The following is a 24,361-nucleotide window of genomic DNA, read 5'->3' as shown; positions in this document are numbered from 1 at the left end:
CATCGAGTGGCGGTTGCAGTGGAACAGGAACCGTAACGGTAAATGTGAACCCAAGTCCAGCAACACCGACGATAACACAATCGGGAGGATTATTAATTGCGAATCCGCCTGCAACAAATTATCAATGGTTTTTGAACGGAGTAGCTATCAGCGGAGCAAACTCACAAACGTATACAGTAACAACGAATGGAGACTATACGGTAGAAGAAACCAACTCCAGCAATTGTTCAACGACGTCAAGTACTGATTCAGTAGTAAATACAGGTATTGCGACGAACAGTTTGAATAATTTCTTCAACGCGTATCCAAATCCGAATGAAGGACAATTTGAGTTAAACTTCACAACAAGTAATGTGGATAATTTCACGATAGAAATCCACAATGCATTGGGACAATTGGTTTATCAAGAAGCTTTGATGAACTTTACAGGAAAATACGCCAAAGAAATCAACATTAAAAATTATGGCAAGGGCATTTACATGCTATCGATTACAAATACACATAGCCAAGGAGTGAAGAAATTGATTGTTTTTTAAAGATAAAATAAACTAAAAAAAGAGGCTCGGAAAATTATTTTTTCGAGCTTCTTTTTTATAACTCTGTCTCTTTCTGGACTTTTTCAAGAAATCATTTTATTTTTTTTATAGATTAGCTAACCTCCTATAACACATTATTTGTTTTTTTATTTTCTGCATACTTTAAAGGTGGCTATTTAAGTTATCTGAAAAAAAGAGCCATGAAAAAAGAAAAAATCATTTCAATTATTGTTGTAGCATTTTTTTGCTTTTCAGCGAAAGCACAACAAATAAATATTCTGCCAGAAAATTTTACCAATTATGTAGGAACAGCAGCATCCTTGCCAACCGGCTGGACAAACACGGCAAATGCAAGTTATACTTCGGCAGGATATTCCGGAACAAGTGGTCCGAATTCTTATAAATTTGCAGCTACAGGATCGCTCACAACGCCTAAATTTTCCAATGCCGATTCACTGCAATTTTGGGTAAAGCGCGGTTCTACTTCGGATGTAACAAGTAAATTGATTATCACGAAAAGTTCGGATAATATAATCTGGCAAGCATTTCAAACCATTAGTCCAATTCCAGCAACTGCTTCTACATTGAAATTTTCAATTGATACAGGTGCACATTATTTGAAATTTTCGTACACAAAAGCAACAGGAAATTTAGCTTTTGATGATTTTTTACTGAAAGGGTTAGCTCCTGTAAGTGCCATTTTTATTGCGATTCAGCCTACAGTTAATTCAATTACAGATAATAGTGCGAACATTAATTGGACAACCAATATCGCAGGAACGAGTAATATTCATTACGGATTTTCGTCCAATGCGCTTATCAATACAGAAATTGGAGCGAATGGAATAACGAATCACAACGTTGGTATTTCGGCGCTCACAGCAAACACAATGTATTATTTCAGAGTATTTTCTACCGCAGGAAACACGGATTCTTCCGACATTCTCAGTTTTACAACCGCTAATTCATCCATCACGAAAGTGGAAGAAAACAGTCTCGCAAAAAATATTTTTTCAGTTTTTCCCAATCCTGCAAAAGAACAATTGACTTTGCAATTAAATACGCCTTCGAAAAATTATTTTTTTGACGTGTATAATTCTGCCGGACAAAAAATGCTGAGTGGAAGTTTTTTTTCTAACTCAACATCAAAAAAGATAGATGTGCGTAATTGGAAAAAAGGATTGTATTTATTGATTTTTCGAGATGATAAAACACAATACATTCAAAAATTTATAAAGGACTAAAAAATAAATTTTCGTTATTTCTTAGTCCTTTAGTTGAGTTGAAAAAATATTTTTTCAACGGTATTTTTTGAAACTTACATTGTAGCTACTTTATCGGATTTATATTCTCCGGCTTTTAATTTTGCATGTGCTTTTGAAAAACAATCAATAGTATAATTTACATCTTCAATCGTATGCACCGCAGTCGGAATCAAACGCAACATAATCACGCCTTTCGGAACAACTGGATATACCACAATCGAACAAAAAATATTTGAATTTTCGCGCAAATCAATAATTAAATTAGTTGCTTCTGGAATACTACCTTCCACAAATACAGGCGTAACACACGATTGCGTATTTCCGATATTGAATTCTGCTTTTTTTAATCCTGATTGCAAGGCATTTGTAATTTTCCAAAGATTTTCTTTGTATTCAGGGTGAGTACGAATTAAATCCAAACGTTTCAAAGCGCCAACAACGATAGGCATTGGAAGTGATTTCGCGAAAATTTGCGAACGCATATTGTAACGCAAATATTCCACTACATGTTCTTCACTCGCAATAAATCCTCCGATTGAGGCAAAAGATTTTGCGAAGGTTCCAAAATATACATCTATTCCATCCTGAATACCTTGCTCCTCGCCTGTTCCAGCGCCTGTTTTCCCTAAAACGCCTAATCCGTGTGCATCATCTACAAAAAGGCGGAATGAAAATTTCTTTTTCAAAGCAACGATTTCTTTCAGTTTACCTTGATCTCCAGACATTCCGAAAACACCTTCCGTAATTACTAAAATGGCACCTTTCGACTCTTCCACCCATTTAGTGGCTCTTTCCAATTGTTTTTCTAAACTTTGAATATCGTTGTGCGGAAACACAAAACGTTTTCCGAGATGTAAACGCATTCCATCCATAATACAAGCGTGTGCTTCGGAATCGTAAACAATCACATCGTGACGATCCACTAAACAATCAATACCTGAAACCATGGCTTGATAACCGAAATTACACAAAATAGAATCTTCTTTTTTTACGAATGCAGCCAATTCTCCTTCTAATTGTTCGTGCAAATTAGAATTCCCAGACATCATGCGCGCGCCCATTGGCAATGCCATTCCGTATTTTTCAGTCGCCTCCGTATCTGCTTTGCGCACTTCCGGATGATTTGCCAATCCGAGGTAATTATTTAAACTCCAGATAACGCGTTCTTTTCCTCTAAAAATCATGCGATTCGCAATTTCGCCTTCCAGTTTCGGGAAGGTAAAATAGCCGTGTGCGTGTTTAGAATGTTGTCCTAAAGGACCTCTATTTTCTTTTATTTTCTCGAATAAATCTTTCATAATTGTGTTTTAAATTTTAAATGCTGATTAAAGAATACAAAAATATATTTTTCTGATGAGAATTTGCGTAGGAAATACGATTATTTTTCAAACGTTTTTAAATCTGTTTATTCTACTTTGAAAAATTATTTTTTCAAAGGTTAGTTTACGACAAAGTTAAATTATCGTTCTATAAGTGATTATTTTTCATCCATCAATTGAAAAAAAAGTTTTCAACAATTTCCGATTGTGATTTTTTTATTATACATTTGCTTTAATGTAAATTAACGTAATTAAATTTATGATGACGGAAGAAAGTTTAGAAAACAAGAACTCGAACAACGCGGAATCGCGCGAAGAGATTTTTTCAAAGTCGGTAAGAGCTGGGAAAAGAACGTATTTTTTCGATGTAAAAAGTACCAAAGGAAATGATTATTACTTAACCATTACGGAAAGTAAAAAACGTTTTGGAGAAGATGGAAAATTCTTTTACGAAAAGCACAAAGTCTTTTTATACAAAGAAGATTTCGAGAAATTTTCGGAAGGTTTGAACGAAGCTGTAGCACATATTAAAGCAAATGCTCCCGCTATTGTTGAAACAGAACGCACAGAACATTATGCTGAAAAAAGCACTTCAGAAAATAGTTTTTCGGATGTAAAATTTGAAGACTTGGAAGACAAGCACTAAAAAAATATTTTTTCATCCGCTTTAAAATCTGCTTATAAATAGCAGATTTTTTTTGCGCGTTAATTAAAATGAATATCCGGCAAGTAAACCAATGGTGAAAATGCGAGAAGAATAATTTACACCATTATTTCCTCCTATACTCACAAATCCATAATTTGGAAGATTTTCATATTGTTGAAAACCAACCGAAGGATCTCCATAATTAATATTTGTAGAAGCTAATCCCCAACCAAAATAAGAGTCTAATAAAATACGATTATTAATAACTGTTTGGTAGCCAAAAACCAAATCTGCGCCAAGAGAAGTGTTTTTAACACTCGACAAAACAGTAGTAGATGTGTAGTTTGAATTATTTTGTTGATAAGTGATTGTTCCCGAATAGGAACTAAAAATAAATTCAGGCTTTATGTAAAAACCGTGGAATTGATCATCGGATTGTGGCGGAATAAGTTTTATACCAACTTTAAAAAATGCACCTTGTGGTTTAAATTGATTTCCAAATGAAGCACCAGTATTTGAGTAGTCTCCATAAATAAAACCTGCTTTTATTTCAGCATTAAAATTTTTGCCAACCTTTTGTTCGTAAGCGAAAGCTATATCGCCATATAATGGAGAAAATAATTCCATTTTTAGTGCGCGGTTGTAGTTGGGTTTTAGTGCTTCAGTTTTAGCGAATTGATCCACTGTTCCATTTTGATATTTTATATATTTTATTTCTGATTTGTTCACAATATAAAGTGGTCCATCTTGATACGTAAACAATTTATATTCTACTGTTTTGCTATTTATTTGAAGCACTTTTGCTTGAATTTTTTCTCCATCAATTTTCACAATGGTATCTTGTGAAAAAGCATTGAATGCCATTAATAAAAATAAAACTGGCAAGAGGAAGCGAAGTGTTCTTTTCATATAATTAAGTTTAGATATTTTATCAAAGATAAATAAAAGCAACTGAAAAAATATTTTTCAAATAAAAAAACTCCTCAGGTTTCCCTGAAGAGTTTTCTAAAAACCATGGCAGGTTTTTAATATTCGTCTTTACAGACGAATTGTCTTTGGTATTATTCCGATTTTTTATTCGGTTTTTTTTCCGATTCTTCCATTTCGGTTTTCAAAGCAGAAAGTACGTCCAAATCTCCTAATGTGGATTTTTCAACATTGTCTTTCATTTTTTTCACTGCTTTTTTAACCTCTTTTTCTTCTGAATTTTTCTCAGCTTTCTTTTCTGATTTTTCAGCAGCAATGGTTTCATCGTTTATTTTAGCATGAGAAACAATAATTTTTTTGCTGTCTTTAGAAAACTCCAACACTTTAAAATCCATTGTTTCTTCCGCTTTAGCAGTTGTTCCATCTAATTTTACTAAATGTCTGCTTGGCGCGAAACCTTCTACACCATAAGGTAAAGAAACGATTGCACCTTTATCCATCAGGTTAATAATGGTTCCTTTGTGAACAGAATCCACCGTAAAAATAGTTTCGAATACATCCCAAGGATTTTCTTCCAATTGTTTGTGTCCAAGACTCAATCTGCGATTTTCAACATCAATATCCAACACAACAACATCTAATTTATCACCAATTTTTGTGAATTCAGATGGGTGCTTTATTTTTTTAGACCAAGATAAATCCGAAATATGAACCAAACCATCAACGCCTTCTTCTAATTCTACAAAAATACCGAAATTGGTAAAATTGCGGACAGTTGCAGAGTGTTTAGACCCTTTTGGATATTTTGCAATGATGTCTGTCCAAGGATCTGGCATCAATTGTTTAATACCTAATGACATTTTGCGATCTTCTCTATCCAAAGTCAAAATAACAGCTTCTACAACATCCCCTACTTTTAGGAAATCATGCGCTGTTCTAAGATGTTGCGACCAAGACATTTCGGAAACGTGTACCAATCCTTCTACTCCTGTTGAAATTTCAACAAAAGCGCCGTAATCAGCAATCACCATTACTTTTCCTTTTACTTTATCTCCCACTTGCAATTTAGCATCTAAACCATCCCACGGATGTGGTGTCAATTGTTTCAAGCCCAATGCAATACGTCTTTTTTCGTTATCGAAATCCAAAATAACCACATTGATTTTTTGATCCAATTTAACGATTTCTTCTGGGTGATTAATTCTACCCCAAGAAAGGTCGGTAATGTGAACCAAACCATCTACTCCGCCCAAGTCAATAAACACACCGTAAGAAGTAATGTTTTTAACCGTTCCTTCCAACACTTGACCTTTTTCCAATTTGGAAATGATCTCTTTTTTCTGCAATTCAAGTTCTGCTTCGATAAGCGCTTTATGCGAAACCACTACGTTTTTAAATTCGTTATTGATTTTAACTACTTTAAATTCCATTGTTTTTCCAACATAAATATCGTAATCACGAATTGGTTTCACATCAATTTGTGAACCCGGCAAAAAGGCTTCAATACCAAATACATCAGCAATTAAACCGCCTTTTGTACGACATTTTACATATCCTTTAATGATTTCGTTTGTTTCCAATGCTTGATTAACACGTTCCCACGATTTCATGGAGCGTGCTGTTTTATGAGAAAGAATTAACTGCCCACTTTTATCTTCCTGACTTTCAACATAAACTTCTACTTTATCACCAATTGCTAATTCTGGATTGTAGCGAAACTCTGAAAGAGAAACCACTCCATCCGATTTAAAACCAATGTTTACTACTACTTCTTTCGAATTTTTGCTTACCACAGTACCATCAACAATCTGGTTTTCAGCGATTGATGTTAATGTTTTTTCGTAAACAGCTTCTAATTTTTCGCGCTCTGCTTTTGTGTAACTGTCTTGTTTTTTACCGACAATGTTCCAATCAAAATTCTCGAGTGTGTTGTTTGCAGTTTCTACTGCGCTTGTTTGTTGTTCTGCCATTTTGGCTTTAAGTTATACTTATCAATAAGCTCGGTAATAATTTGATGATAAGCGGATTAAACATACTTACATACCGATTATGCAAGTTTCTTTTTTATCCTCATAAAAATTTGAGGGAGGACAAATGTACGATTTTTTTGGAAAGTAAAAACAGGTTTGAAAAATTATTTTTTTGAAGCACTATTTTAGGTTAGAAAAACATCTTCGAAAAATTATTTTTTCGGAAGCTCAAACTTTACAGGAAGTCCGTATGGCACAGATATTCTTCCGCCGATTTGCCAACCTTTCATCAACTGAATCACGCGCATCGCTTCTTCATCGCAACCGAAACCAATTCCGTGGCGAACTCTAATATCGGTTACCGAACCATCTTGCATAATTCTAAAATCAACATCCACAGTTCCTGAAATATTATTTTTCAAAGCCTTTTCCGGATACTGAAGATTATCCGCAATAAATTGAATTTCAGCAGCTATTCCACCCGGATATTTGGGATTAAGCATCAATGGATACATTTTCGGGCGGACTGGCTTTGCAATTTTTGATGTATCCGAAATTCTATTTTTATTTACTGTAGAATCTGATTTTTTAAGCGAATTTGTTTGGATACTATTATTTTTTTGAGAAGTATCAGAATGTACAATTGTTTTTGGAATTAAAGTGTCTTTTTTTTCTGTGTAATTCACTGAATTTACATCACTTGCATTATTGCAAGCCACAAAAATAAATAAATTTAAGAAGGCAAAAAAATATTTTTTCATAGCGGTATTTTAAAGTTGAAATTGCGCTTTCGAAAAATTAATTTTTCAAATCAATTTTTAGCGAATTGTTCTGCCACTACTAATTCCTTAGAACCAAGCGTGTAAACATAAAATCCTTTTCCTGATTTTACGCCTAAATGTCCGGCCATTACCATATTTACCAACAAAGGGCAAGGTGCGTATTTCGGGTTTCCAAAACCATCTTTTAATACATTTAAAATGGATAAACACACATCCAAACCGATAAAATCAGCCAATTGAAGTGGTCCCATCGGATGTGCCATTCCTAATTTCATTACCGTATCAATTTCATGCACGCCGGCAACGCCTTCAAAAAGAGTAATAATGGCTTCGTTGATCATTGGCATTAACACTTTATTTGCTACAAATCCAGGGTAGTCATTTACTTCAACTGGTACTTTATGTAATTCTTTTGATAAATTCATTATCAATTCAGTAACTATATCAGAAGTAGAATATCCTCTAATTACTTCTACCAATTTCATTACCGGAACCGGATTCATAAAATGCATCCCGATTATCTTATCCGCACGCTTGGTAACCGAAGCAATTTTGGTGATGGAAATGGACGAAGTATTACTCGCCAAAATAGTTTCGAACGCGCATATTTTATCTAATTCTTTAAAAATAGAAAGTTTAATTTCCATATTTTCCGTGGCGGCTTCAATCACCAAATCCGCATTTTTTACGCCATCTGCCAAAACCGTAAACGTTTTGATGTTTTGGAGCGTTGTATCTTTATCGCTTTCGCTGATAAGGCCTTTCGCAACTATTCTATCTAAATTTTTAGAAATCGTGGCGATGGCTTTATTCAAGACAACTTCCGAAATATCAATCAACGCAACTTGAAATCCACTTTGAGCAAACGTGTGCGCAATGCCATTTCCCATTGTTCCTGAACCAATAACTGCTATGTTTTTCATGTCGAAAAATTATTTTTTTGAAGCCTCAAAGATAGACGCAAATTATGATTGGCAAAAAGCGTTCCGAAAAATTATTTTCCGCGCCCTTGCACAACAATTATCACTGTATAGATAAGTATTTTAAAATCAACACCTAATGACATATTTTCGATGTAAATAATATCATATTTAAGGCGTTCCACCATTTCGTCCACATTTTCCGCATAACCGTATTTTACTTGTCCCCAAGATGTAATTCCAGGTCGTACCGAATGTAAATGCTTGTAATGCGGCGCTTTTTGCACAATTTGATCAATAAAATATTGACGTTCCGGACGCGGACCCACAATCGACATTTCTCCAATCAACACATTGTAAAACTGAGGAATTTCATCCAAACGCACTTTTCGTAAAAATTTGCCCACGGGCGTAATCCGGCTATCATTTTTGCTGGAAAGTGCTGGTCCTTGCGCTTCTGCATTCGTGTACATGGATCGAAATTTATGAATACTAAACGGTTTTCCGCCAAATCCAATGCGTTGATGACTGTAAAAAACGGGACCTTTCGAAGTCATTTTAACAGAAATGGCAATAATTAAATAAACGGGTGAAAAAACAATCATCACAAATAATGAAACGAATACATCAAAAAACCGCTTAAAAGATTGTTGCCAAACAGGCATTCGTTCTCTTGAAATCTCAATGAGTGGCGCACCAAATATCGCAGTCATTTTTACGGATCCTGATAGAATATCGTACATATCTGGAATAATTTTTACAACTACTTCAGTATCTTCTATCTCATTGATTATATTACGAATAGCTTCGTGTTCAGAAGATTCGATGGCAATAATTACTTCTTCGGCAGCGCTTTCAGAAATTATTTTTTTGATGTCTTTAAATTCGCCCAAATGAGGTAGTTTTTTCCCTAATTCGTTGGAGAAACCATTTTTGGTATCTAAATGAACAAAGCCTATAAATTTATTTCCAGATGCTTCTTTCTGGGATTCAATTTCTTTATAGGTATTCCAAGCACTTTCATTGCTTCCGATAAGCAATGTATTGAAACCAATGATTCTCTTTTTTATTTTACTATTTGTAATACTCGATAAAATAAATCGAAAAATGGCTGTGAGTGAAAATTGCAGTGAGAAAAGAACTGTTATTGTTTTGTAATACGTTTTATAGGAAATAATGCTGTCGTCCAACAAAAAAGCGAAAAAAATGAGCACCACGCCGATAAGGCTCGTTAAAAATGTTTGTCCAATTTCCTTTAAACGAGATTTACGGTACACATTTTTATAAGTTCCCAACAAAAAATAAAAAAGCAGCCACAGTAAAGGAAGAATGATAATTCCTTTATAAAATTCCGTGTTATATTCCAATTTTATAGGAATCCCGAATTTAAGTGGTTCAATATAAATTTTTCGATACGTGTAAAAAAATCCCCAAGCAATTGCCGCTGCGATAAAATCGGCTACGATATACTTGAACGTCTGGACTTTTTTATTCATTATAAATATTAATCTACTAACTCAATATTATCCAAAAATAGCTGTGGATAAGGGACATTTGGGTCTTTTGTCATATTGATAAAAATAATAAAAGGAGGGGCTCCGCCTCCACTTACTTGATTCGTTAGATTTACATAAATTTTATTCCAAACAGGTGACGGATTTATACTTAAAGAATACATCTGATTGAAATTATTGTCATAAATGCCTACATTAAAAAGGTTATTGGATTTGTAATTTAATTCTAAAAAAACGGCAGCACCTCCTTGTGGCAAATTGAAAGAATTAAACGAACGGCATTCGAAATACGGATGTGTGGCATCCAAATATGCTGCACCAGAATGTGCACCTTCAAATACATTGGCAGGAGTTGATAAATTAGTGGTTTGAATCACCGTATCGCTATTGGTATTAGAAAGAGATATTCCGCTTTGTTCAAAATTCTCTATCCATAAAAAATTAGTATAAGATGCGTAACGCGTCCATGGGCTAATTGTCGTAATTGTTTTTGGCGAAAGGTTTACAACAGTGTCAAAAAGCGTATAGAAATTATAAATAACGCGCGTTGCAGCTATACCGTCTAGTTTTATTCCAGCTCCTATTTTTATGGAGTGCATTCCAGGCGTTGTAATAATGGGGAAAGTACATGGATTTTGATACGCTCCCAAAGCTTGATCATCCAAATAGACCCAAGAATCTGTAATTTTATTGGATAAAGTATGCTGCTTGTTAGTATCTGACCTCAGCGTAATGCCATTAATTTTAATGTATGCCGGGATATTTTCGGAAGGAGCCAATTTATTGCAAGAAATAATAGCCGTTAAAATAACGGCTGAAAAAATTATTTTTTGGATGCTTCTTTTGCTATTCCGCATTTTTATAAAAGGAATACGTAATTATTTGTTATTTATTGTTTCAGACTGAAAAAAATCAGCATTTAATTTCATTTTTTCAATAATTTTATATGCCACATCCAATGCTTTGAAGCCATCATCAATGGTTACCATAGGTATAGTATTATTTGTAATGGCTGCTGCAAATGATTCGAGTTCCATTTTTATAGCATTTCCTGCTTCAATCGTTGGTGCTTCAAAATACAATTGTTTCATGCCTTTTCCTTCGCCCAAATCAATTGTTACAGCTAAAGGATCTACATCTTTCGGATTTACATTTTGCAAACGAACAATTTCTGTCTTCTTTTCTAAGAAATCAATAGAAATATAGGCATCTTTCTGAAAAAAGCGCAATTTTCGCATATTTTTCATCGAAATACGGCTCGCTGTTAAATTGGCAACGCAACCGTTATCAAATTCGATGCGCGCATTCGTGATATCAGGTGTTTCGCTCACAACTGCTACTCCACTCGCGCTTATGCGCTTGATATTCGATTTGACTAAATGCAACACAATATCAATGTCGTGAATCATCAAATCCAATACTACGGAAACATCCGTTCCGCGCGGATTAAACATCGCCAAACGATGCGCTTCAATAAACATGGGTTGTGAACAATAATTTTTTCCGGCTAAAAACGCCGGATTAAAACGTTCCACGTGTCCTACCTGCACTTTTACATTTGCTTCTTTTGCCAATTGCATCAAGCTTTTAGCTTCTTCAATCGTATTCGTAAGCGGCTTTTCGATAAAAACGTGTTTGGAACTTTTTAAGGCTTTTGCAGCACATTCGTAATGATAAATTGTGGGTGTTACAATGTCCACCACATCCACTGCTTGAATCAATTCATCAATGGATGAAAATGCTTTAAGTCCTAATTCTTCAGCTGTTTTTTGTGCGTATTCTTTGTTCGAATCGTAAAAACCCAACAGTTCGTACTGCGGAATATCTTTTATTAATTTGAGATGGATTTTTCCTAAATGTCCAGCTCCGAGCACTCCTATTTTCAGCATAATCTTTTTTTGTAAAAGTAAATCTTTTTGAATCATTTACCATTTTTTATATAGAAAGGTTTAAGGGTTCAAAAAAATAATTTTTGAAATCATATTTGCGTCGTACATTTATCCACTCGAAAAAATAATTTTTCAAATGAAAAACCAACAAACTGTTTTTGATGATTTAAAAATAAAGGTGGAGCATTTAGTACGCGCCCATAAGAAGCTGCTCGAAAAATCCATTTCGCTCGAAAATGAACAATTGATGCTATTAGAAAAAATTGAAAATCAGAAGAATGCAATTAAAAATTTGGAAGAGAGCAACAAAATTGCTAAACTTGCACAAGCAATTTCACAAGAAAACGAAAATACGTCTGACGTAAAGTCGAAAATAAATGAACTTGTGCGGGAAATAGATAAGTGCATGGCTCTTTTGAACGAATAATTATTCGGATTCAAAGGAAACAGGCTGATAAAGAGGAAACTAAATGAGTCAACTTTCAATAAAGGTAACAATAGCTGGACGAACTTATCCGCTGACTGTGAAAACGGAAGAAGCTGATAATGTGCGCGAAGCAGAAGCCTTGATTAATAAAAAATTGAAAGAGTACGAAGAAAGCTACGCTGTTCGCGATAAACAAGATTTGATTGCTATGTATGTGTTACAATTGGCGGTTCAAAATCTGATACTCGAAAAAAAACTTTTGCACCCTGTGCCGGAGTTAGCAGAAAAACTTTCTCAATTAGAAATGTTCATTTCTGAACACCTGAAACAATCAGCCGAAAGCACTTCTCCAAAACTCCCTTCGAAAAATTAATTTTTCGAAGCCGCATAAATTTATTTTGATGTAAATTTTTCGTATTTATTTTGTGATTTTATGCGATTTTTTTATTCATCATTTTAAGAAAAATACTTATGGAAATAAATGTAATAACTATTGTCATTCTGATTGCTGCAATAATTGTGGGATTGGGATTGGGCATTTTTGCCGCATCTACTTTTATCCGAAAAAGCTTAGAGTCGAAAGCGCAAAATGTGTTGAGAGATGCAGAAACAGAAGCGGAAGTGATTAAAAAGGATAAAATACTTCAAGCAAAAGAAAAATTTTTACAACTCAAATCGGAACACGAAAAAGTGATTAATGAACGTAACGGCGCCATTATTACTGCTGAAAACAGAATTAAACAAAAAGAAGGAACCGTTGCTCAAAAAATAGAAGAATTGCAACGTAAACAAACAGAAGCAGACGCGATTAAAACCAATTTGACGCATCAATTGGAATTACTCACCAAAAAACAAGACGAAGTAAATAAAGCACATCGTAAGCAAGTAGAACAATTGGAAGCGATTTCGGCTTTATCAGCAGAACAAGCAAAAACTCAATTGATCGAATCGCTGAAAGCGGAAGCAAAAACGGACGCGATGGCGCACATAAAAGATGTAGTGGACGAAGCGAAACTGACTGCCAATAGAGAAGCAAAAAAAGTGGTGATACAAACCATTCAGCGCGTAGCGACAGAACATGCGATTGAAAATTCTGTTTCTATTTTTAACATTGCCAGCGACGAAATTAAAGGACGCATTATTGGTCGCGAAGGAAGAAATATTCGTGCTTTAGAAGCCGCAACAGGAATTGAAATTATTGTGGACGATACTCCCGAAGCTATTATTTTATCGGGTTTTGATCCGGTAAGAAGAGAAATTGCACGTTTGGCATTGCATCAATTGGTTACGGATGGAAGGATTCACCCTGCCAGAATTGAAGAAGTGGTTGAGAAAACGAAAAAACAAATCGAAGAAGAAATTATTGAAATCGGTAAACGTACCACTATTGATTTGGGTATTCACGGGCTGCATCCTGAATTAATCAGAATGGTTGGAAGAATGAAATACCGCTCATCTTACGGACAAAATTTATTGCAACACTCACGAGAAGTTGCCAATTTATGTGCAACAATGGCAGCCGAAATGGGCTTGAATGTGAAGATGGCAAAACGTGCGGGATTGTTGCACGATATTGGAAAAGTGCCAGATGATTCACCGGAAATTCCGCATGCTATTTTAGGAATGCAATTGGCGGAAAAATATAAGGAAAAACCAGAAGTTTGCAATGCAATTGGAGCACATCACGATGAGATAGAAATGACCGATTTGATTTCTCCAATTGTACAAGTATGCGATGCTATTTCTGGCGCAAGACCAGGCGCAAGACGCGAAGTGGTGGAACAATACATCAAACGATTGAAAGATTTAGAAGCATTGGCGATGTCATATCAAGGAGTTGAAAAAACCTATGCGATACAAGCAGGACGTGAATTACGCGTTATTGTGGCGAGCGAAAAAATAAGTGATAAAGCAGCTGAAACATTGTCGTTTGATATTTCGCAAAAAATACAAACCGAAATGACATATCCCGGACAAGTGAAAGTAACGGTGATTCGCGAAACAAGAGCGGTTAATTTCGCAAAATAATTTTTTTCGATACTCAAAAATTGACTTCCATTTTAAATGTACTTTAATAAAACTTTTAAGACGGATATTGCGAAAAATATTATAGCGCTAACTTCTGCTACTGTTATTGCTCAAATCGTAAATTTTCTTTTTAATATTTTTTTAACAAGGCTTTATACTCCAGAAGAGTTTGGTTCCTTGTCTATTTTTCTTTCGTTAATATCTTTCATAACAGTTTTGTCTACAGCTAAATTTGATGTAGCCATTGTTGCGTCTTCATCTAACGAAGATGCTCAAAAATTATTTTCTCTTTCCTTTTTTGTATTGCTACTAATTACGATTATCAGTTCACTCGTAATTAGCATTGTTTATTTATTTAACCTTTCATTTTATAAAGGGACAGAAGTTCACAATTGGTTATTTTTCTTAATTCCCTCTGTCGTGATGTTAACAGGTACTCAAATATGTTGGATGTGGAATGTCCGAAATAAAAATTTCAAGAAAATTGCATTTGTAAGAATTGTAGAAGCGGTATTTAATGGATCTATTTCTGTACTTCTTGTTAGTATGTGTGCAAAAGGACTTTTGTTTGGTGTCTTATTTGGACAGCTCTCCTGTTTTTTAATTTTACTATACATTGTGTTCTCAACATGGAATTTTTCAACTTTTGTATTTCCATTTCATGAACTAAAAAAAACTTTTATAAGATACATTCAATTTCCTAAAATAAATGTATTACAAGGCTTTTTAGAGATCTTTCAAGTAAGTTCATTTGTAATTTTATTAGCAAACTCTTTCAATTCTACTATTGTTGGTCTCTATGCTCTAGGGATGCGTGTATTGCAGGTACCTGCACGTTTACTTGTTTTGCCTATTTCTCACGTTTTTTTTGCAGAAGCATCTGAAATATACCGTAATGGAGGTAGTTTATATCGGATCGTAAAAAAAACAATCTATAAAACTGCTTTAGTTGCATTGCCTTTACCTATTATCCTTTTTATAGCAGGTCCAATTCTTTTTTCTTTTGTATTTGGCAAAAATTGGGCAGAAGCAGGCGAATATGCTAGGATATTTTCTTTTTGGATTTTTTTTGATTTGATAAAAGCACCCGTTATTCAAGTTGCTTCTATTGTTGGAAAACAACATTATATTTTAATATTTTCAATCCTTACGAGTATTATCTTCCTTATCTCCTTTTTGGGAAGTGTTGCTTTATTCCATAATATTACAGCAACATTATGGATTGTATCCATCTCTCAATCAATAATGACCTTTTTCTTAATACTAATAATATTAAAAATAAGTAAATAAAGTTTCATCTCAGAAAACCATGATATACGATTGCTTTACTTTTTTTAACGAATTTGATCTCTTAGAGATTAGACTGAATGAACTGAATAACGTAGTGGATAAATTTGTTCTTGTGGAAGCCACCAAAACGCACCAAGGCAATGATAAACCATTGTATTTTGATGAAAACAAGGAGCGCTACAAAGCGTTCTCAAAAAAAATAATTCATATAATAGTTAATGACTATCCATCTGGAGAAAATTTATCTCCATGGGCGTATGAACACAATCAAAGAAATATGATTAGGAGAGGATTAGAAAAATGTGCGCCAGATGACGTAATTATCATATCTGATGTGGATGAAATTCCCAATCCGGATAAAATAAAAGAGCATCATGCTAATCATGGAATAAAAATATTTCGGCAGCGGATGTTTTGCTATTTTATAAATTGCATGAATGAAACTATTACCAATTCACCTTACACATGGAACGGATCTATTATGGTAAATTACAAGGATATTGGAAATCCTCAAGATTTACGAGAATTAGGAATGCATCTACTACGATTATATCATCCTAATTTTTATAATCGTACTTTTTGGAACGTATTTTACTGGGGTAAAATGCGGTTAAAAAAACAACAAGTTTTTTTTATTAAAGAAGGAGGATGGCATTTCAGTTATTTAGGAGGAGTTGAGAAAATAATTAAAAAATTAGAGGCATTTGCCCATTCAGAATACAACAAAGTTGAATATAAGGATATAAAAAAAATAGAATCTGCTATTAATAACGGAAATGATATTTTCGGTAGAGGATTTAACTATAAGATAATTAAAATAGACGATTCTTTTCCAAAATATATTGTTGAGAATATTGATAAATACAAGCAGTACATTAAGTAGCACAATAAACTATTCAGAAAAGTATTTTTCCAATATTTCTTTGACTTTGATACTCCAATTATCCCAATTTAGTTCGGTATCAAAAACTTTTCGCGTGCTTTTTATCAAAGAATAATATTTCTCATCGTCACAATAATTATCCATAATTATATTGGCATATTCAACGCCTCCTGCATTCAAAGGTAATAAAAAACCATTTTTAGTGTTTTTAATAGCAGATTCAATACCACCTGTATTTGTTGTAATGGATGGCAAACCAAACGCGCTTGCCTCGCAAAATACGATTCCGTAGCACTCGGCTCTAGTAGGCAATAATAAAAAATCAGAATTTAGTAGTAAATCAAAAAATTGTTGTTGCCCTCCAACTTCATTTTTATTAATAAATGGGATCACTTTTATATTTCTATGAATTATATTTGGAGGGGGGATGCAACCACATATCGTCAATTCTGTCTGTATTCCTTTTTTTTCGAGATGCAGCAGTGTATCAAATGCAATATCTCCTCCTTTACGATTCCAATTTACGCCTAAAAAAAGTAGCCTACACGTAGCTGCTTTTTGTTTTTTTAAAAGTACCTCAACAGTTGGAATTTTTTCCAAATTTGCACCTAAAGGAATAACATGTATTTTAGATGGATGAATTTTATAATCTGCAATAGCAGATTTTGCTGCCCAATAAGAAGGATATAATAACAAAGATGATTGACTGAGGCTCCTCTGTTCAATTTCCATTCCTTCTTTCTTCGAAATCTGTAATAGATTTGAAAATGCCGGATAATAATTAATCATATTGAAGAAGGTTGTATCAGAAAGATTCACTATGGGAATCGTTGTTTTTACAAATGCCATTTCTGTTGATGCTGCGGGAGCAAATACAATATCATATTTGTTTTTATTTAACACTTCCGAAAATAATTTGCCATATTTCTTAGACAGTATAATACTGTGCTTATAATTGTACCTTTTACGTAATATTTTTTGAGTTAAGTACGACTTTATCTTGCCATAAAAAAGAATTAAAAAAGGATTCTTTATTTTTAAAACATAAACATCACCACAATGCTTTTCTAATGCTTTTTTTGTGTAATAACTAATGCCAGACCAAGAACGTTTGTCGTTTGGATCTAATGAAGTGATAAAAGCAATTTTTAATCGACGAGGCATCCGTTTTTCCTAATTTGCTCAAAGGTAATAATTCTGATTTAGAATGTTTTTCTTGGGTACTATTAGACAATTATACTATTTTTGAACGTTTAATTTTTGGATGTTTTATTATGAAAAAACAAAATCAGGCTATTGATTCCATTTCAATTTGTATTACTGTATTTATTGCTTTAGTCTGTGCCTTTCCAACAATTAGATTATTATTGATAGGAAGTCAACCTATGAATAATTTATATGAAACAGTGATAACATCTCTTCCAGATGTGTTGATTTTAGGCACGCTTATCTACGTTGTGTTTTTATTTTTTGGTGGCAAGTTACCTCCTATAAAATTTATTTTTTTTGATTACATTTTACTTTTATACTTTATTACTAATGTAATCTACGGCTTCTATTTATCGAAGATTCATTATACCTCTATCCTTTCTTTTAGAATAACTTATTTCCCAATGCTATTTTATTTTGTTGCACGTTTTTTTGAAAAAAAAACAGCTGAATCATTGTTAAAGAATTTATTTACATGCTTCAGCGTCTTAGCTGTTATCGGTTTAATATTATACTTTATTTTTCCATCTTTTCAAAATAAAATGACGACTGATACAGGATATGAAATTCCCACTTATTTCATAACTCGAATGAGTTCACTTCTATTAACACCTGTATTATTTGGAACTATAATGGCTTTGTCTTGTACTTATTACTACTACAAAATAAGTTATTACGAATTTTATTGGTTTAATTACGTAACATTCATCCTTCTATTTCTATGCCTCTTACTAAGTGTTTCTCGTGGAGCTCTAATTTCATTCCTAGCGGCATCTGCATTCATAAGTGTTTCTGTTGTTCATCGAAAAGTAAAATTAATTGGTGGATTAATTTTCACGATGCTTATAGTGCTCGTTTTTACGTCTTTCTATGCTACAAATAGTTTAAAGTTAGTTCAATGGATTTGTCATTCTTCTGTTGAAACAGCAAATATGCAAGCAGGTGTTACAAGAGTTAATCGTTGGCAAGTGTCCTTACTTGATTTTAAAAACCAGCCACAAGGTTATGGATTTGGAAAAACAGGAGCCGTTGCTTATAGATATTTTATAAATTCACCTTCAATCCCTGCTGCCAGATATACTACCGATGGATGGTATTTAAAAACAGCCTGCGAAACGGGAGTTTATGGATTATTGAGTTATCTCATATTAGCTGGGACATTTCTTTTTTATACTTTGAAAAAAGTAATAAAAAACAAGTCGCCAAATTTAATTTTTACACTTGGAATTTTTTTTGTAATTAATATCCAAAATATAGCAAGTAACACCTTAGATTTTTATCCTTATATTATCGTTTACTGGCTAATAATAGGCTTTTCAATAAACGAAAGAAGTGTAGTAGTTGCCAATGACTGAACAAAATAAAATTTCAATTATAATTGTAAATTACAACGTAAAAGACTTTATTCTCGCGTGTTTGGATTCTGTTTGCAAATTTTCAGACAACTTAAATTTAGAAATAATTGTTGTAGATAATAATTCAACTGACGGAAGTGCTATTGAAATCAAAAAAAAATTTCCGCAAGTTATTTTGATAGAAAATAATTTCAATGCCGGTTTTTCCGGAGCCAACAATCAAGGAATAAAAGCTTCCACTGGCGATTTTATTTTTCTGCTCAATCCAGATACAGAAGTCTGCGAACACGCGCTTACAAAATTGTTTGAGTTTGCTCAATCGAATAAAAGCAAAGTAATCATTGCTCCTCAATTGTTGAATACAAATCAATCTATTCAGCCTTCTGCATGGAAAAATCCGAGTATTTTTAATTTAATTTCAGGAGCATTTTTTCTACATCATTTTTTTAATTTTAGTTATTATTATATTGAAAATTACCAACATTCTTTTGAAGCAAAAACGCTTTCAGGTGCTGCCTTATTTTTCCATAAAAATCTTATTCGGAAAATTGGTTTTTTAGATGAAAATTTATTTTGGATGGAAGACATTGATTTTTGCTATAGAGCACAATCTGTAGGAGAAATCTATTATTTTTCGGAATCAAAAATCATACATCATGGCGGACAAAGTTCTATCCAAAATTATAAAATTACCATTTCCAATCAATTGATGAGTAAGTTAAAATTTTTCAAAAAACATACTCGAAAAATTATTTTTTTGACGGCTTATTTTTTTGTTTTAATACACATCATTTTGCATATTTTTATTTTTTCAATGATGTTTCCTTTTTCAAAATTAGCAAGGAAAAAATGGAATGCCTATATTTTCACTTTGAAAAAATATTTTTCTTATATAATAAATAACGATTTGAAAATCGTATAACATGAGCCAGCGAATTCTCATTCTTTCTGACATTAATTCATCCCACACTCAAAAATGGGTATTGTCCCTTGCTGATAAAGGATTTGAAATTGGAGTATTTAGTTTAAGTAAAGCGAATAAAGATTGGTTTTCTGGTAAAATAAATATTTTTGTTTTCGAAACAAAAGCATTTGAAAAAAATATTTTTCGAGCCGCTACTTTTTCAAAATTATCTTATTTGAGAGCAATTCCTGCTTTAAAAAAAACAATTCGAGATTTCAAACCTGACATTGTGCACGCTCATTACGCAACGAGTTACGGATTGCTCGGCACTTTATCTGGCTTTCATCCCTTCATTATTTCTGTTTGGGGAAGCGATGTTTTTGATTTTCCAAAAAAAAGTTTTTTCCATAAAGTATTTTTGAAAAATAATTTTTCGAAAGCGGATATTTTATTATCTACGAGTCGAATAATGGCAGAAGAAATTAAAAAATACACATCAAAGAAAATTACAGTAACACCTTTCGGTGTAGACTTAACAATTTTCAAACCGGATTCTACTCAAAATAAAATCAATCAAAATCGCATCGTAATCGGAACTGTTAAATCATTAGAAACAAAATACGGAATCAATTTTCTTATTTCTGCTTTTGCCATTTTAAAAGAGCGTTACTCTAATTTAGCACTTCAACTTTTAATTGTTGGAAGTGGTTCTCGCGAAGCCGAGTTGAAAGAAATGGTATTAAATCTTAAAATAGAAAAAGTGTCTCAATTTACCGGATTTATTGATCATTCAGAAATTGTGGTCTATCAAAATATGCTCTCTATTGCTGTTTTTCCTTCTGTTCTTGATAGCGAAAGTTTTGGTGTTTCCGTACTTGAAGCTGCGGCTTGCGGAAAACCTGTTGTAGTAAGTAATGTAGGCGGTTTGCCAGAAGTAATTGAAAATGGAATTACTGGAATAATTGTTCCTCCGAAAGATAGTATCGCTTTAGCGAACGCACTTGAAAAATTAATTTTGGACGAAGATTTGCGCGTCAACATGGGAAAACAAGGCAGGATACGTGTTCAAAGATTATACGATTGGAATGAAAATGTGCAACAAATGACAGAAATTTATCAAAATATTATTTCCATCAATCAAAACGAATTGCCTTAATTGGCGTAATTCGCGACACAATAAACGATGGAATAATCAACATTAACAAACACGTCAAAAGCGTTCCCACATTGAGTAAAAGAATGAATAAATAATTCATTTCGATAGGAACAACCGATACATAATACGTTTCTTGCGGTAAAGTAATAAAGCCAAAATGCTTTTGTAACAAGCATAAAATAATTCCGAAAACATTTCCCCAAAACATTCCCAACCCGATTAAATAAGCGGCATTGTACAAAAATATTTTTTGTATGCTCCAACTTTTTTGTCCGATAGCTTTTAAAATTCCGATCATATTGGTACGTTCTAAAATCAGAATTAATAAAGCTGAAACCATATTAATAGCAGCCACCAGAAGCATTAATATTATTACAATTTCTGCATTTATATTTTGTAAATCGAGCCACGAAAAAATTGTTGAGTTAATTTCTTTTGTGCTTTGTGCAATCAAACCGTCGCCAATTTGAGAGTTCACGTAATCCGTTATTTTATCAACGTCCTTAAAGTTATTCACCGAGATTTCAAATCCGCCAATTTTATTTTTATCCCAAAAATTTAATTTTTGAATGGCAGCAATATCCACAAAAACTGTTTTTTTATCGAAATCCTCCAAGCCAGTTTTATAAATTCCGGAAATATAAAATGCCTTTACACGCTGCTCGTAATCGGAGTTTGCAGAATCAGCCGTTTTCTTCTTAGTCACAAAAAACACCAATAATTTATCGTTCAATTTTAATTCGAGTCGAGATGCCAGAAATTGAGAAATCACAATTTTGTCCGTCGCGCCTGTATCATTTACGGTAAAAACACTTCCGCTTACTAAATTATTTTTGATGAAACTCCAATCATAATCGCTTCCAACACCTGTCAACATAACACCTTCATTGTCAGTTTTGGTTTTAATAATTCCATTTTTTATCGCAAAAACTTGAATGTGTTTGATGCCGGGATATTTTTGAAGCGCAGCAACAAAATTTTGATTTTTACTGATTGGACTTGGCTCGTAGGAAGTATTGTTATCGTAATTAGTGATTTGGATTCCGGATGCAAAACCCACTACTTTTTCACGAATTTGTTTTTGAAATCCTTTTACAATGGCAAGCGTAATAATCATGATGGCGATTCCCAAAGCAATGCCAATAACGGAAATCCGCACAATCGGACGAGAAACTGTTTTCGATTGTCGTTCGCTGAAAATTATTTTTTTCGCTATGAAAAACTCCGTGTTCAAAAATTATTTTTTTAAATCGTTTTTACAAAAATACTATTAATTAGAAATTCTTTCCCAATATAGTTTCCGCAAAAAATACGATATTTGATTCCGCTTACATTTTTTAATCAAAAAAATATTTTTATGGATGTCATTTTAGAAATGCTGAAATATATTTTACCATCTGTTGTAGTATTTGCAACGGCATATTATTTGGTGAAAAAATTCTTGGAAAGTGAAAATAAGAAACGACTTTTAGAACTTCGGATGGCAAATCAAAGCAATGTAACTCCTATTCGCTTACAAGCGTACGAGCGCATTGCGCTATTTTTAGAACGTATTTCGCCTACCAATTTAATTATGCGAATAAATAAATCTGGGATGAATTCCAGCCAATTACAATTGGAGTTAATTAAAAATATTCGTAGCGAATTTGAACACAACCTTTCGCAACAAATTTACATGTCGAATGCCGCATGGGAAATGGTGAAGACGGCAAAAGAAGAAGTAATTAAATTAGTCAATATTGCCGGAACAAAAGTTTCCAATGGCGCATCAGGAAACGATTTAGCACAAGCCATTATTGAAATAAGTTTGCAAGTAGAAAAACTTCCAACACAAATGGCCATCGAATATATGAAAAGAGAAATTGCTCAAAATTTCTGATAAAATAGAGGCAAAAAAATATTTTTTCAAAGATGAATAAAGAAGAAGAAATCACCAAAAAGTTTGAAACCGATTCAGGAATCGAGATAAAAGAAACGTATCACAAAAATAATTTTCCAGAAGAGTTTCCAGGTAAATTCCCTTACACACGTGGCGTACAACCAGATATGTATCGTGGAAAATTATGGACGATGCGGCAATATGCCGGATTTTCTACTGCTGAAGAATCAAATAAACGCTATCATTATTTATTAAAAAATGGTACCACAGGATTATCAGTTGCCTTCGATTTACCTACACAAATCGGGTACGATTCGGATCACGATTTTGCAGATGGAGAAGTAGGAAAAGCAGGTGTAGCCATTGATTCTTTACGCGATATTGAAATCCTTTTTGATGGAATAAAATTAGAAGATATTACCACTTCCATGACCATCAATTCTACCGCTTCTATTTTATTGGCGATGTATATTGCGCTCGCTAAAAAGCAAGGAGCGGATTTGAAAAAAATTTCTGGAACCATCCAAAATGATATTTTAAAAGAGTACGCAGCCCGCGGTACATATATCTATCCGCCGAAACCTTCCATGCGTATTATTACAGATATTTTTGAATATTGCAGCAAGGAAGTGCCCAAATGGAATACGATTTCGATTTCTGGTTATCACATTCGCGAAGCCGGAGCAACGGCCGTTCAGGAATTAGCATTTACTTTGGCAAACGGAAAAGCTTACTTAAAAGCCGCTATTGACAAAGGTTTGGACATAAATGTATTTGCCAAACGACTTTCTTTTTTCTTCAATGCACACAATAATTTATTTGAAGAAGTGGCTAAATTCCGTGCAGCGAGAAGGATGTGGGCAAAAATAACAAAGGATTTAGGCGCCACTGACCCACGTGCGCAAATGCTTCGTTTTCATACGCAAACTGGCGGTTCCACGCTCACGGCGCAGCAACCGCAAAATAATATTGTACGCGTTACCATTCAAGCGTTGGCTGCTGTTATGGGCGGCACACAATCTTTGCACACGAATGGTTTCGACGAAGCGATTGCACTTCCAACAGAAGAAGCGGCACGTATTGCTCTCCGAACTCAACAAATTATTGCTTTCGAAAGTGGCGTTCCGGAAACCGTGGATCCTTTGGCAGGATCGTATTTCGTGGAAACACTTACCAATGAAGTAGAAACAGCAGCTTGGGATTATATTTCAAAAATTGATGCCATGGGTGGCTCTGTAGCCGCTATCGAGCAAGGGTTTCTACAAAATGAAATCGCAGGATCTGCGTATAAATATCAAAACGATATTCAAACTGGGAAAAAAATTATTGTGAGCGTCAATAAATTTGAAGTGAAAGAAAAGCCGATGGAAAATATTTTTTCGGTAAACGATTCCATTCGAAAAGTACAGATGGAAAAAATCCAGAAACTAAAAAGCGAGCGCAATAACGAAAAAGTAAATAG

The 24,361-nt window shown here is 33.7% G+C and carries 23 protein-coding genes; 13 read left to right on the top strand and 10 right to left on the bottom strand.

Annotated features, from left to right (window positions below; genetic code table 11):
- Together ABIZ51_11650 and ABIZ51_11645 are read left to right on the top strand one after the other, a co-directional pair.
- A partial coding sequence (locus ABIZ51_11650) for a T9SS type A sorting domain-containing protein (protein ID MEO7089438.1) occupies positions 1-536 on the top strand: 536 nt, incomplete at its 5' end.
- A 200-nt stretch (positions 537-736) separates the two neighbouring features.
- On the top strand, positions 737-1,780 hold the full coding sequence (locus ABIZ51_11645) for a T9SS type A sorting domain-containing protein (protein ID MEO7089437.1): 1,044 nt from the start codon (positions 737-739) through the stop codon (positions 1,778-1,780).
- A 74-nt stretch (positions 1,781-1,854) separates the two neighbouring features.
- Here the strand turns inward: ABIZ51_11645 and ABIZ51_11640 are convergent, their stop codons facing one another.
- Positions 1,855-3,099: an aminotransferase class I/II-fold pyridoxal phosphate-dependent enzyme gene (locus tag ABIZ51_11640; protein MEO7089436.1), complete on the bottom strand. Its 1,245-nt coding sequence runs from the start codon at positions 3,097-3,099 to the stop codon at positions 1,855-1,857.
- Positions 3,100-3,382: 283 nt separating this feature from the next.
- On the opposite strand from ABIZ51_11640, the gene ABIZ51_11635 reads away from it, so the two are divergent.
- Positions 3,383-3,766, top strand: coding sequence for a DUF3276 family protein (locus ABIZ51_11635; GenBank protein ID MEO7089435.1), 384 nt, complete (start codon positions 3,383-3,385; stop codon positions 3,764-3,766).
- A 63-nt stretch (positions 3,767-3,829) separates the two neighbouring features.
- Here ABIZ51_11635 and ABIZ51_11630 read toward each other — a convergent pair whose 3' ends face one another.
- From ABIZ51_11630 to ABIZ51_11600, 7 genes are all read right to left on the bottom strand, one after another.
- On the bottom strand, positions 3,830-4,675 hold the full coding sequence (locus tag ABIZ51_11630) for a hypothetical protein (protein ID MEO7089434.1): 846 nt from the start codon (positions 4,673-4,675) through the stop codon (positions 3,830-3,832).
- A gap of 152 nt (positions 4,676-4,827) precedes the next feature.
- Positions 4,828-6,663, bottom strand: coding sequence for a 30S ribosomal protein S1 (rpsA, locus tag ABIZ51_11625; protein MEO7089433.1), 1,836 nt, complete (start codon positions 6,661-6,663; stop codon positions 4,828-4,830).
- Positions 6,664-6,875: 212 nt separating this feature from the next.
- Entirely contained in the window at positions 6,876-7,424 is a 549-nt protein-coding gene (locus ABIZ51_11620; protein MEO7089432.1) for an energy transducer TonB, read from the bottom strand.
- A 50-nt stretch (positions 7,425-7,474) separates the two neighbouring features.
- A complete protein-coding gene (locus ABIZ51_11615; protein ID MEO7089431.1) occupies positions 7,475-8,368 on the bottom strand; it encodes a 3-hydroxybutyryl-CoA dehydrogenase in 894 nt (297 codons plus the stop codon).
- A 71-nt stretch (positions 8,369-8,439) separates the two neighbouring features.
- Entirely contained in the window at positions 8,440-9,861 is a 1,422-nt protein-coding gene (locus ABIZ51_11610; protein MEO7089430.1) for a sugar transferase, read from the bottom strand.
- An 8-nt stretch (positions 9,862-9,869) separates the two neighbouring features.
- Positions 9,870-10,736 carry a hypothetical protein gene (locus ABIZ51_11605; protein MEO7089429.1) on the bottom strand — a complete coding sequence of 289 codons (867 nt, stop codon included), beginning with the start codon at positions 10,734-10,736 and terminating at the stop codon, positions 9,870-9,872.
- Positions 10,737-10,757: 21 nt separating this feature from the next.
- A complete protein-coding gene (locus tag ABIZ51_11600) occupies positions 10,758-11,768 on the bottom strand; it encodes a Gfo/Idh/MocA family oxidoreductase (protein MEO7089428.1) in 1,011 nt (336 codons plus the stop codon).
- Between the two features lie 136 nt (positions 11,769-11,904).
- On the opposite strand from ABIZ51_11600, the gene ABIZ51_11595 reads away from it, so the two are divergent.
- The 5 genes from ABIZ51_11595 (at position 11,905) to ABIZ51_11575 (ending at position 16,396) form a co-directional block, all read left to right on the top strand.
- Positions 11,905-12,195, top strand: coding sequence for a hypothetical protein (locus ABIZ51_11595; GenBank protein MEO7089427.1), 291 nt, complete (start codon positions 11,905-11,907; stop codon positions 12,193-12,195).
- A 43-nt stretch (positions 12,196-12,238) separates the two neighbouring features.
- Positions 12,239-12,568 carry a cell division protein ZapA gene (locus tag ABIZ51_11590; protein ID MEO7089426.1) on the top strand — a complete coding sequence of 110 codons (330 nt, stop codon included), beginning with the start codon at positions 12,239-12,241 and terminating at the stop codon, positions 12,566-12,568.
- 98 nt (positions 12,569-12,666) lie between these two features.
- Positions 12,667-14,223: a ribonuclease Y gene (gene rny, locus ABIZ51_11585; GenBank protein ID MEO7089425.1), complete on the top strand. Its 1,557-nt coding sequence runs from the start codon at positions 12,667-12,669 to the stop codon at positions 14,221-14,223.
- A 36-nt stretch (positions 14,224-14,259) separates the two neighbouring features.
- Entirely contained in the window at positions 14,260-15,513 is a 1,254-nt protein-coding gene (locus tag ABIZ51_11580; protein ID MEO7089424.1) for an oligosaccharide flippase family protein, read from the top strand.
- A gap of 19 nt (positions 15,514-15,532) precedes the next feature.
- A complete protein-coding gene (locus tag ABIZ51_11575) occupies positions 15,533-16,396 on the top strand; it encodes a hypothetical protein (protein ID MEO7089423.1) in 864 nt (287 codons plus the stop codon).
- A gap of 9 nt (positions 16,397-16,405) precedes the next feature.
- Here the strand turns inward: ABIZ51_11575 and ABIZ51_11570 are convergent, their stop codons facing one another.
- Positions 16,406-17,560 carry a glycosyltransferase gene (locus ABIZ51_11570; GenBank protein ID MEO7089422.1) on the bottom strand — a complete coding sequence of 385 codons (1,155 nt, stop codon included), beginning with the start codon at positions 17,558-17,560 and terminating at the stop codon, positions 16,406-16,408.
- Positions 17,561-18,147: 587 nt separating this feature from the next.
- Between ABIZ51_11570 and ABIZ51_11565 the strand changes: the two genes are divergently transcribed.
- From ABIZ51_11565 to ABIZ51_11555, 3 genes are read left to right on the top strand one after another with little or no spacing between them, the layout of a single operon-like run.
- On the top strand, positions 18,148-18,960 hold the full coding sequence (locus ABIZ51_11565) for an O-antigen ligase family protein (GenBank protein MEO7089421.1): 813 nt from the start codon (positions 18,148-18,150) through the stop codon (positions 18,958-18,960).
- Positions 18,953-19,882, top strand: a complete 930-nt coding sequence (locus ABIZ51_11560) for a glycosyltransferase family 2 protein (protein MEO7089420.1) — start codon at positions 18,953-18,955, stop codon at positions 19,880-19,882. Before ABIZ51_11565 ends, ABIZ51_11560 begins: the two co-directional genes overlap by 8 nt.
- 1 nt (position 19,883) lies before the next feature.
- On the top strand, positions 19,884-21,020 hold the full coding sequence (locus ABIZ51_11555) for a glycosyltransferase (protein MEO7089419.1): 1,137 nt from the start codon (positions 19,884-19,886) through the stop codon (positions 21,018-21,020).
- Here ABIZ51_11555 and ABIZ51_11550 read toward each other — a convergent pair.
- Positions 20,998-22,254, bottom strand: a complete 1,257-nt coding sequence (locus ABIZ51_11550; GenBank protein MEO7089418.1) for an FtsX-like permease family protein — start codon at positions 22,252-22,254, stop codon at positions 20,998-21,000. The genes ABIZ51_11555 and ABIZ51_11550 overlap by 23 nt on opposite strands.
- Positions 22,255-22,377: 123 nt before the next feature.
- Here ABIZ51_11550 and ABIZ51_11545 point away from each other — a divergent pair, with 123 nt between their 5' ends.
- Complete coding sequence (locus ABIZ51_11545; protein MEO7089417.1) at positions 22,378-22,899, top strand: hypothetical protein; 522 nt, start codon at positions 22,378-22,380, stop codon at positions 22,897-22,899.
- Between the two features lie 32 nt (positions 22,900-22,931).
- A partial coding sequence (locus ABIZ51_11540; protein ID MEO7089416.1) for a methylmalonyl-CoA mutase family protein occupies positions 22,932-24,361 on the top strand: 1,430 nt, incomplete at its 3' end.

The sequence above is a fragment of the Bacteroidia bacterium genome (assembly GCA_039924845.1).
GTDB lineage: Bacteria > Bacteroidota > Bacteroidia > DATLTG01 > DATLTG01 > DATLTG01.
The sequence above is the reverse complement of the archived record's forward strand: the minus strand, read 5'-3'. Positions and strand labels throughout refer to the sequence as shown.

What these genes read in the sequence shown, in the direction of transcription:
- ABIZ51_11600 (MEO7089428.1), bottom strand. Translation starts at nt 11,768, where the DNA reads ATGCTGAAAATAGGAGTGCTCGGAGCTGGACATTTAGGAAAAATCCAT.
- ABIZ51_11560 (MEO7089420.1), top strand. Translation starts at nt 18,953, where the DNA reads ATGACTGAACAAAATAAAATTTCAATTATAATTGTAAATTACAACGTA.
- ABIZ51_11645 (MEO7089437.1), top strand. Translation starts at nt 737, where the DNA reads ATGAAAAAAGAAAAAATCATTTCAATTATTGTTGTAGCATTTTTTTGC.
- ABIZ51_11615 (MEO7089431.1), bottom strand. Translation starts at nt 8,368, where the DNA reads ATGAAAAACATAGCAGTTATTGGTTCAGGAACAATGGGAAATGGCATT.
- ABIZ51_11570 (MEO7089422.1), bottom strand. Translation starts at nt 17,560, where the DNA reads ATGCCTCGTCGATTAAAAATTGCTTTTATCACTTCATTAGATCCAAAC.
- ABIZ51_11635 (MEO7089435.1), top strand. Translation starts at nt 3,383, where the DNA reads ATGACGGAAGAAAGTTTAGAAAACAAGAACTCGAACAACGCGGAATCG.
- ABIZ51_11630 (MEO7089434.1), bottom strand. Translation starts at nt 4,675, where the DNA reads ATGAAAAGAACACTTCGCTTCCTCTTGCCAGTTTTATTTTTATTAATG.
- ABIZ51_11620 (MEO7089432.1), bottom strand. Translation starts at nt 7,424, where the DNA reads ATGAAAAAATATTTTTTTGCCTTCTTAAATTTATTTATTTTTGTGGCT.
- ABIZ51_11580 (MEO7089424.1), top strand. Translation starts at nt 14,260, where the DNA reads ATGTACTTTAATAAAACTTTTAAGACGGATATTGCGAAAAATATTATA.
- ABIZ51_11565 (MEO7089421.1), top strand. Translation starts at nt 18,148, where the DNA reads ATGACGACTGATACAGGATATGAAATTCCCACTTATTTCATAACTCGA.
- ABIZ51_11610 (MEO7089430.1), bottom strand. Translation starts at nt 9,861, where the DNA reads ATGAATAAAAAAGTCCAGACGTTCAAGTATATCGTAGCCGATTTTATC.
- ABIZ51_11605 (MEO7089429.1), bottom strand. Translation starts at nt 10,736, where the DNA reads ATGCGGAATAGCAAAAGAAGCATCCAAAAAATAATTTTTTCAGCCGTT.
- ABIZ51_11575 (MEO7089423.1), top strand. Translation starts at nt 15,533, where the DNA reads ATGATATACGATTGCTTTACTTTTTTTAACGAATTTGATCTCTTAGAG.
- rpsA (MEO7089433.1), bottom strand. Translation starts at nt 6,663, where the DNA reads ATGGCAGAACAACAAACAAGCGCAGTAGAAACTGCAAACAACACACTC.
- ABIZ51_11595 (MEO7089427.1), top strand. Translation starts at nt 11,905, where the DNA reads ATGAAAAACCAACAAACTGTTTTTGATGATTTAAAAATAAAGGTGGAG.
- ABIZ51_11545 (MEO7089417.1), top strand. Translation starts at nt 22,378, where the DNA reads ATGGATGTCATTTTAGAAATGCTGAAATATATTTTACCATCTGTTGTA.
- ABIZ51_11590 (MEO7089426.1), top strand. Translation starts at nt 12,239, where the DNA reads ATGAGTCAACTTTCAATAAAGGTAACAATAGCTGGACGAACTTATCCG.
- rny (MEO7089425.1), top strand. Translation starts at nt 12,667, where the DNA reads ATGGAAATAAATGTAATAACTATTGTCATTCTGATTGCTGCAATAATT.
- ABIZ51_11640 (MEO7089436.1), bottom strand. Translation starts at nt 3,099, where the DNA reads ATGAAAGATTTATTCGAGAAAATAAAAGAAAATAGAGGTCCTTTAGGA.
- ABIZ51_11555 (MEO7089419.1), top strand. Translation starts at nt 19,884, where the DNA reads ATGAGCCAGCGAATTCTCATTCTTTCTGACATTAATTCATCCCACACT.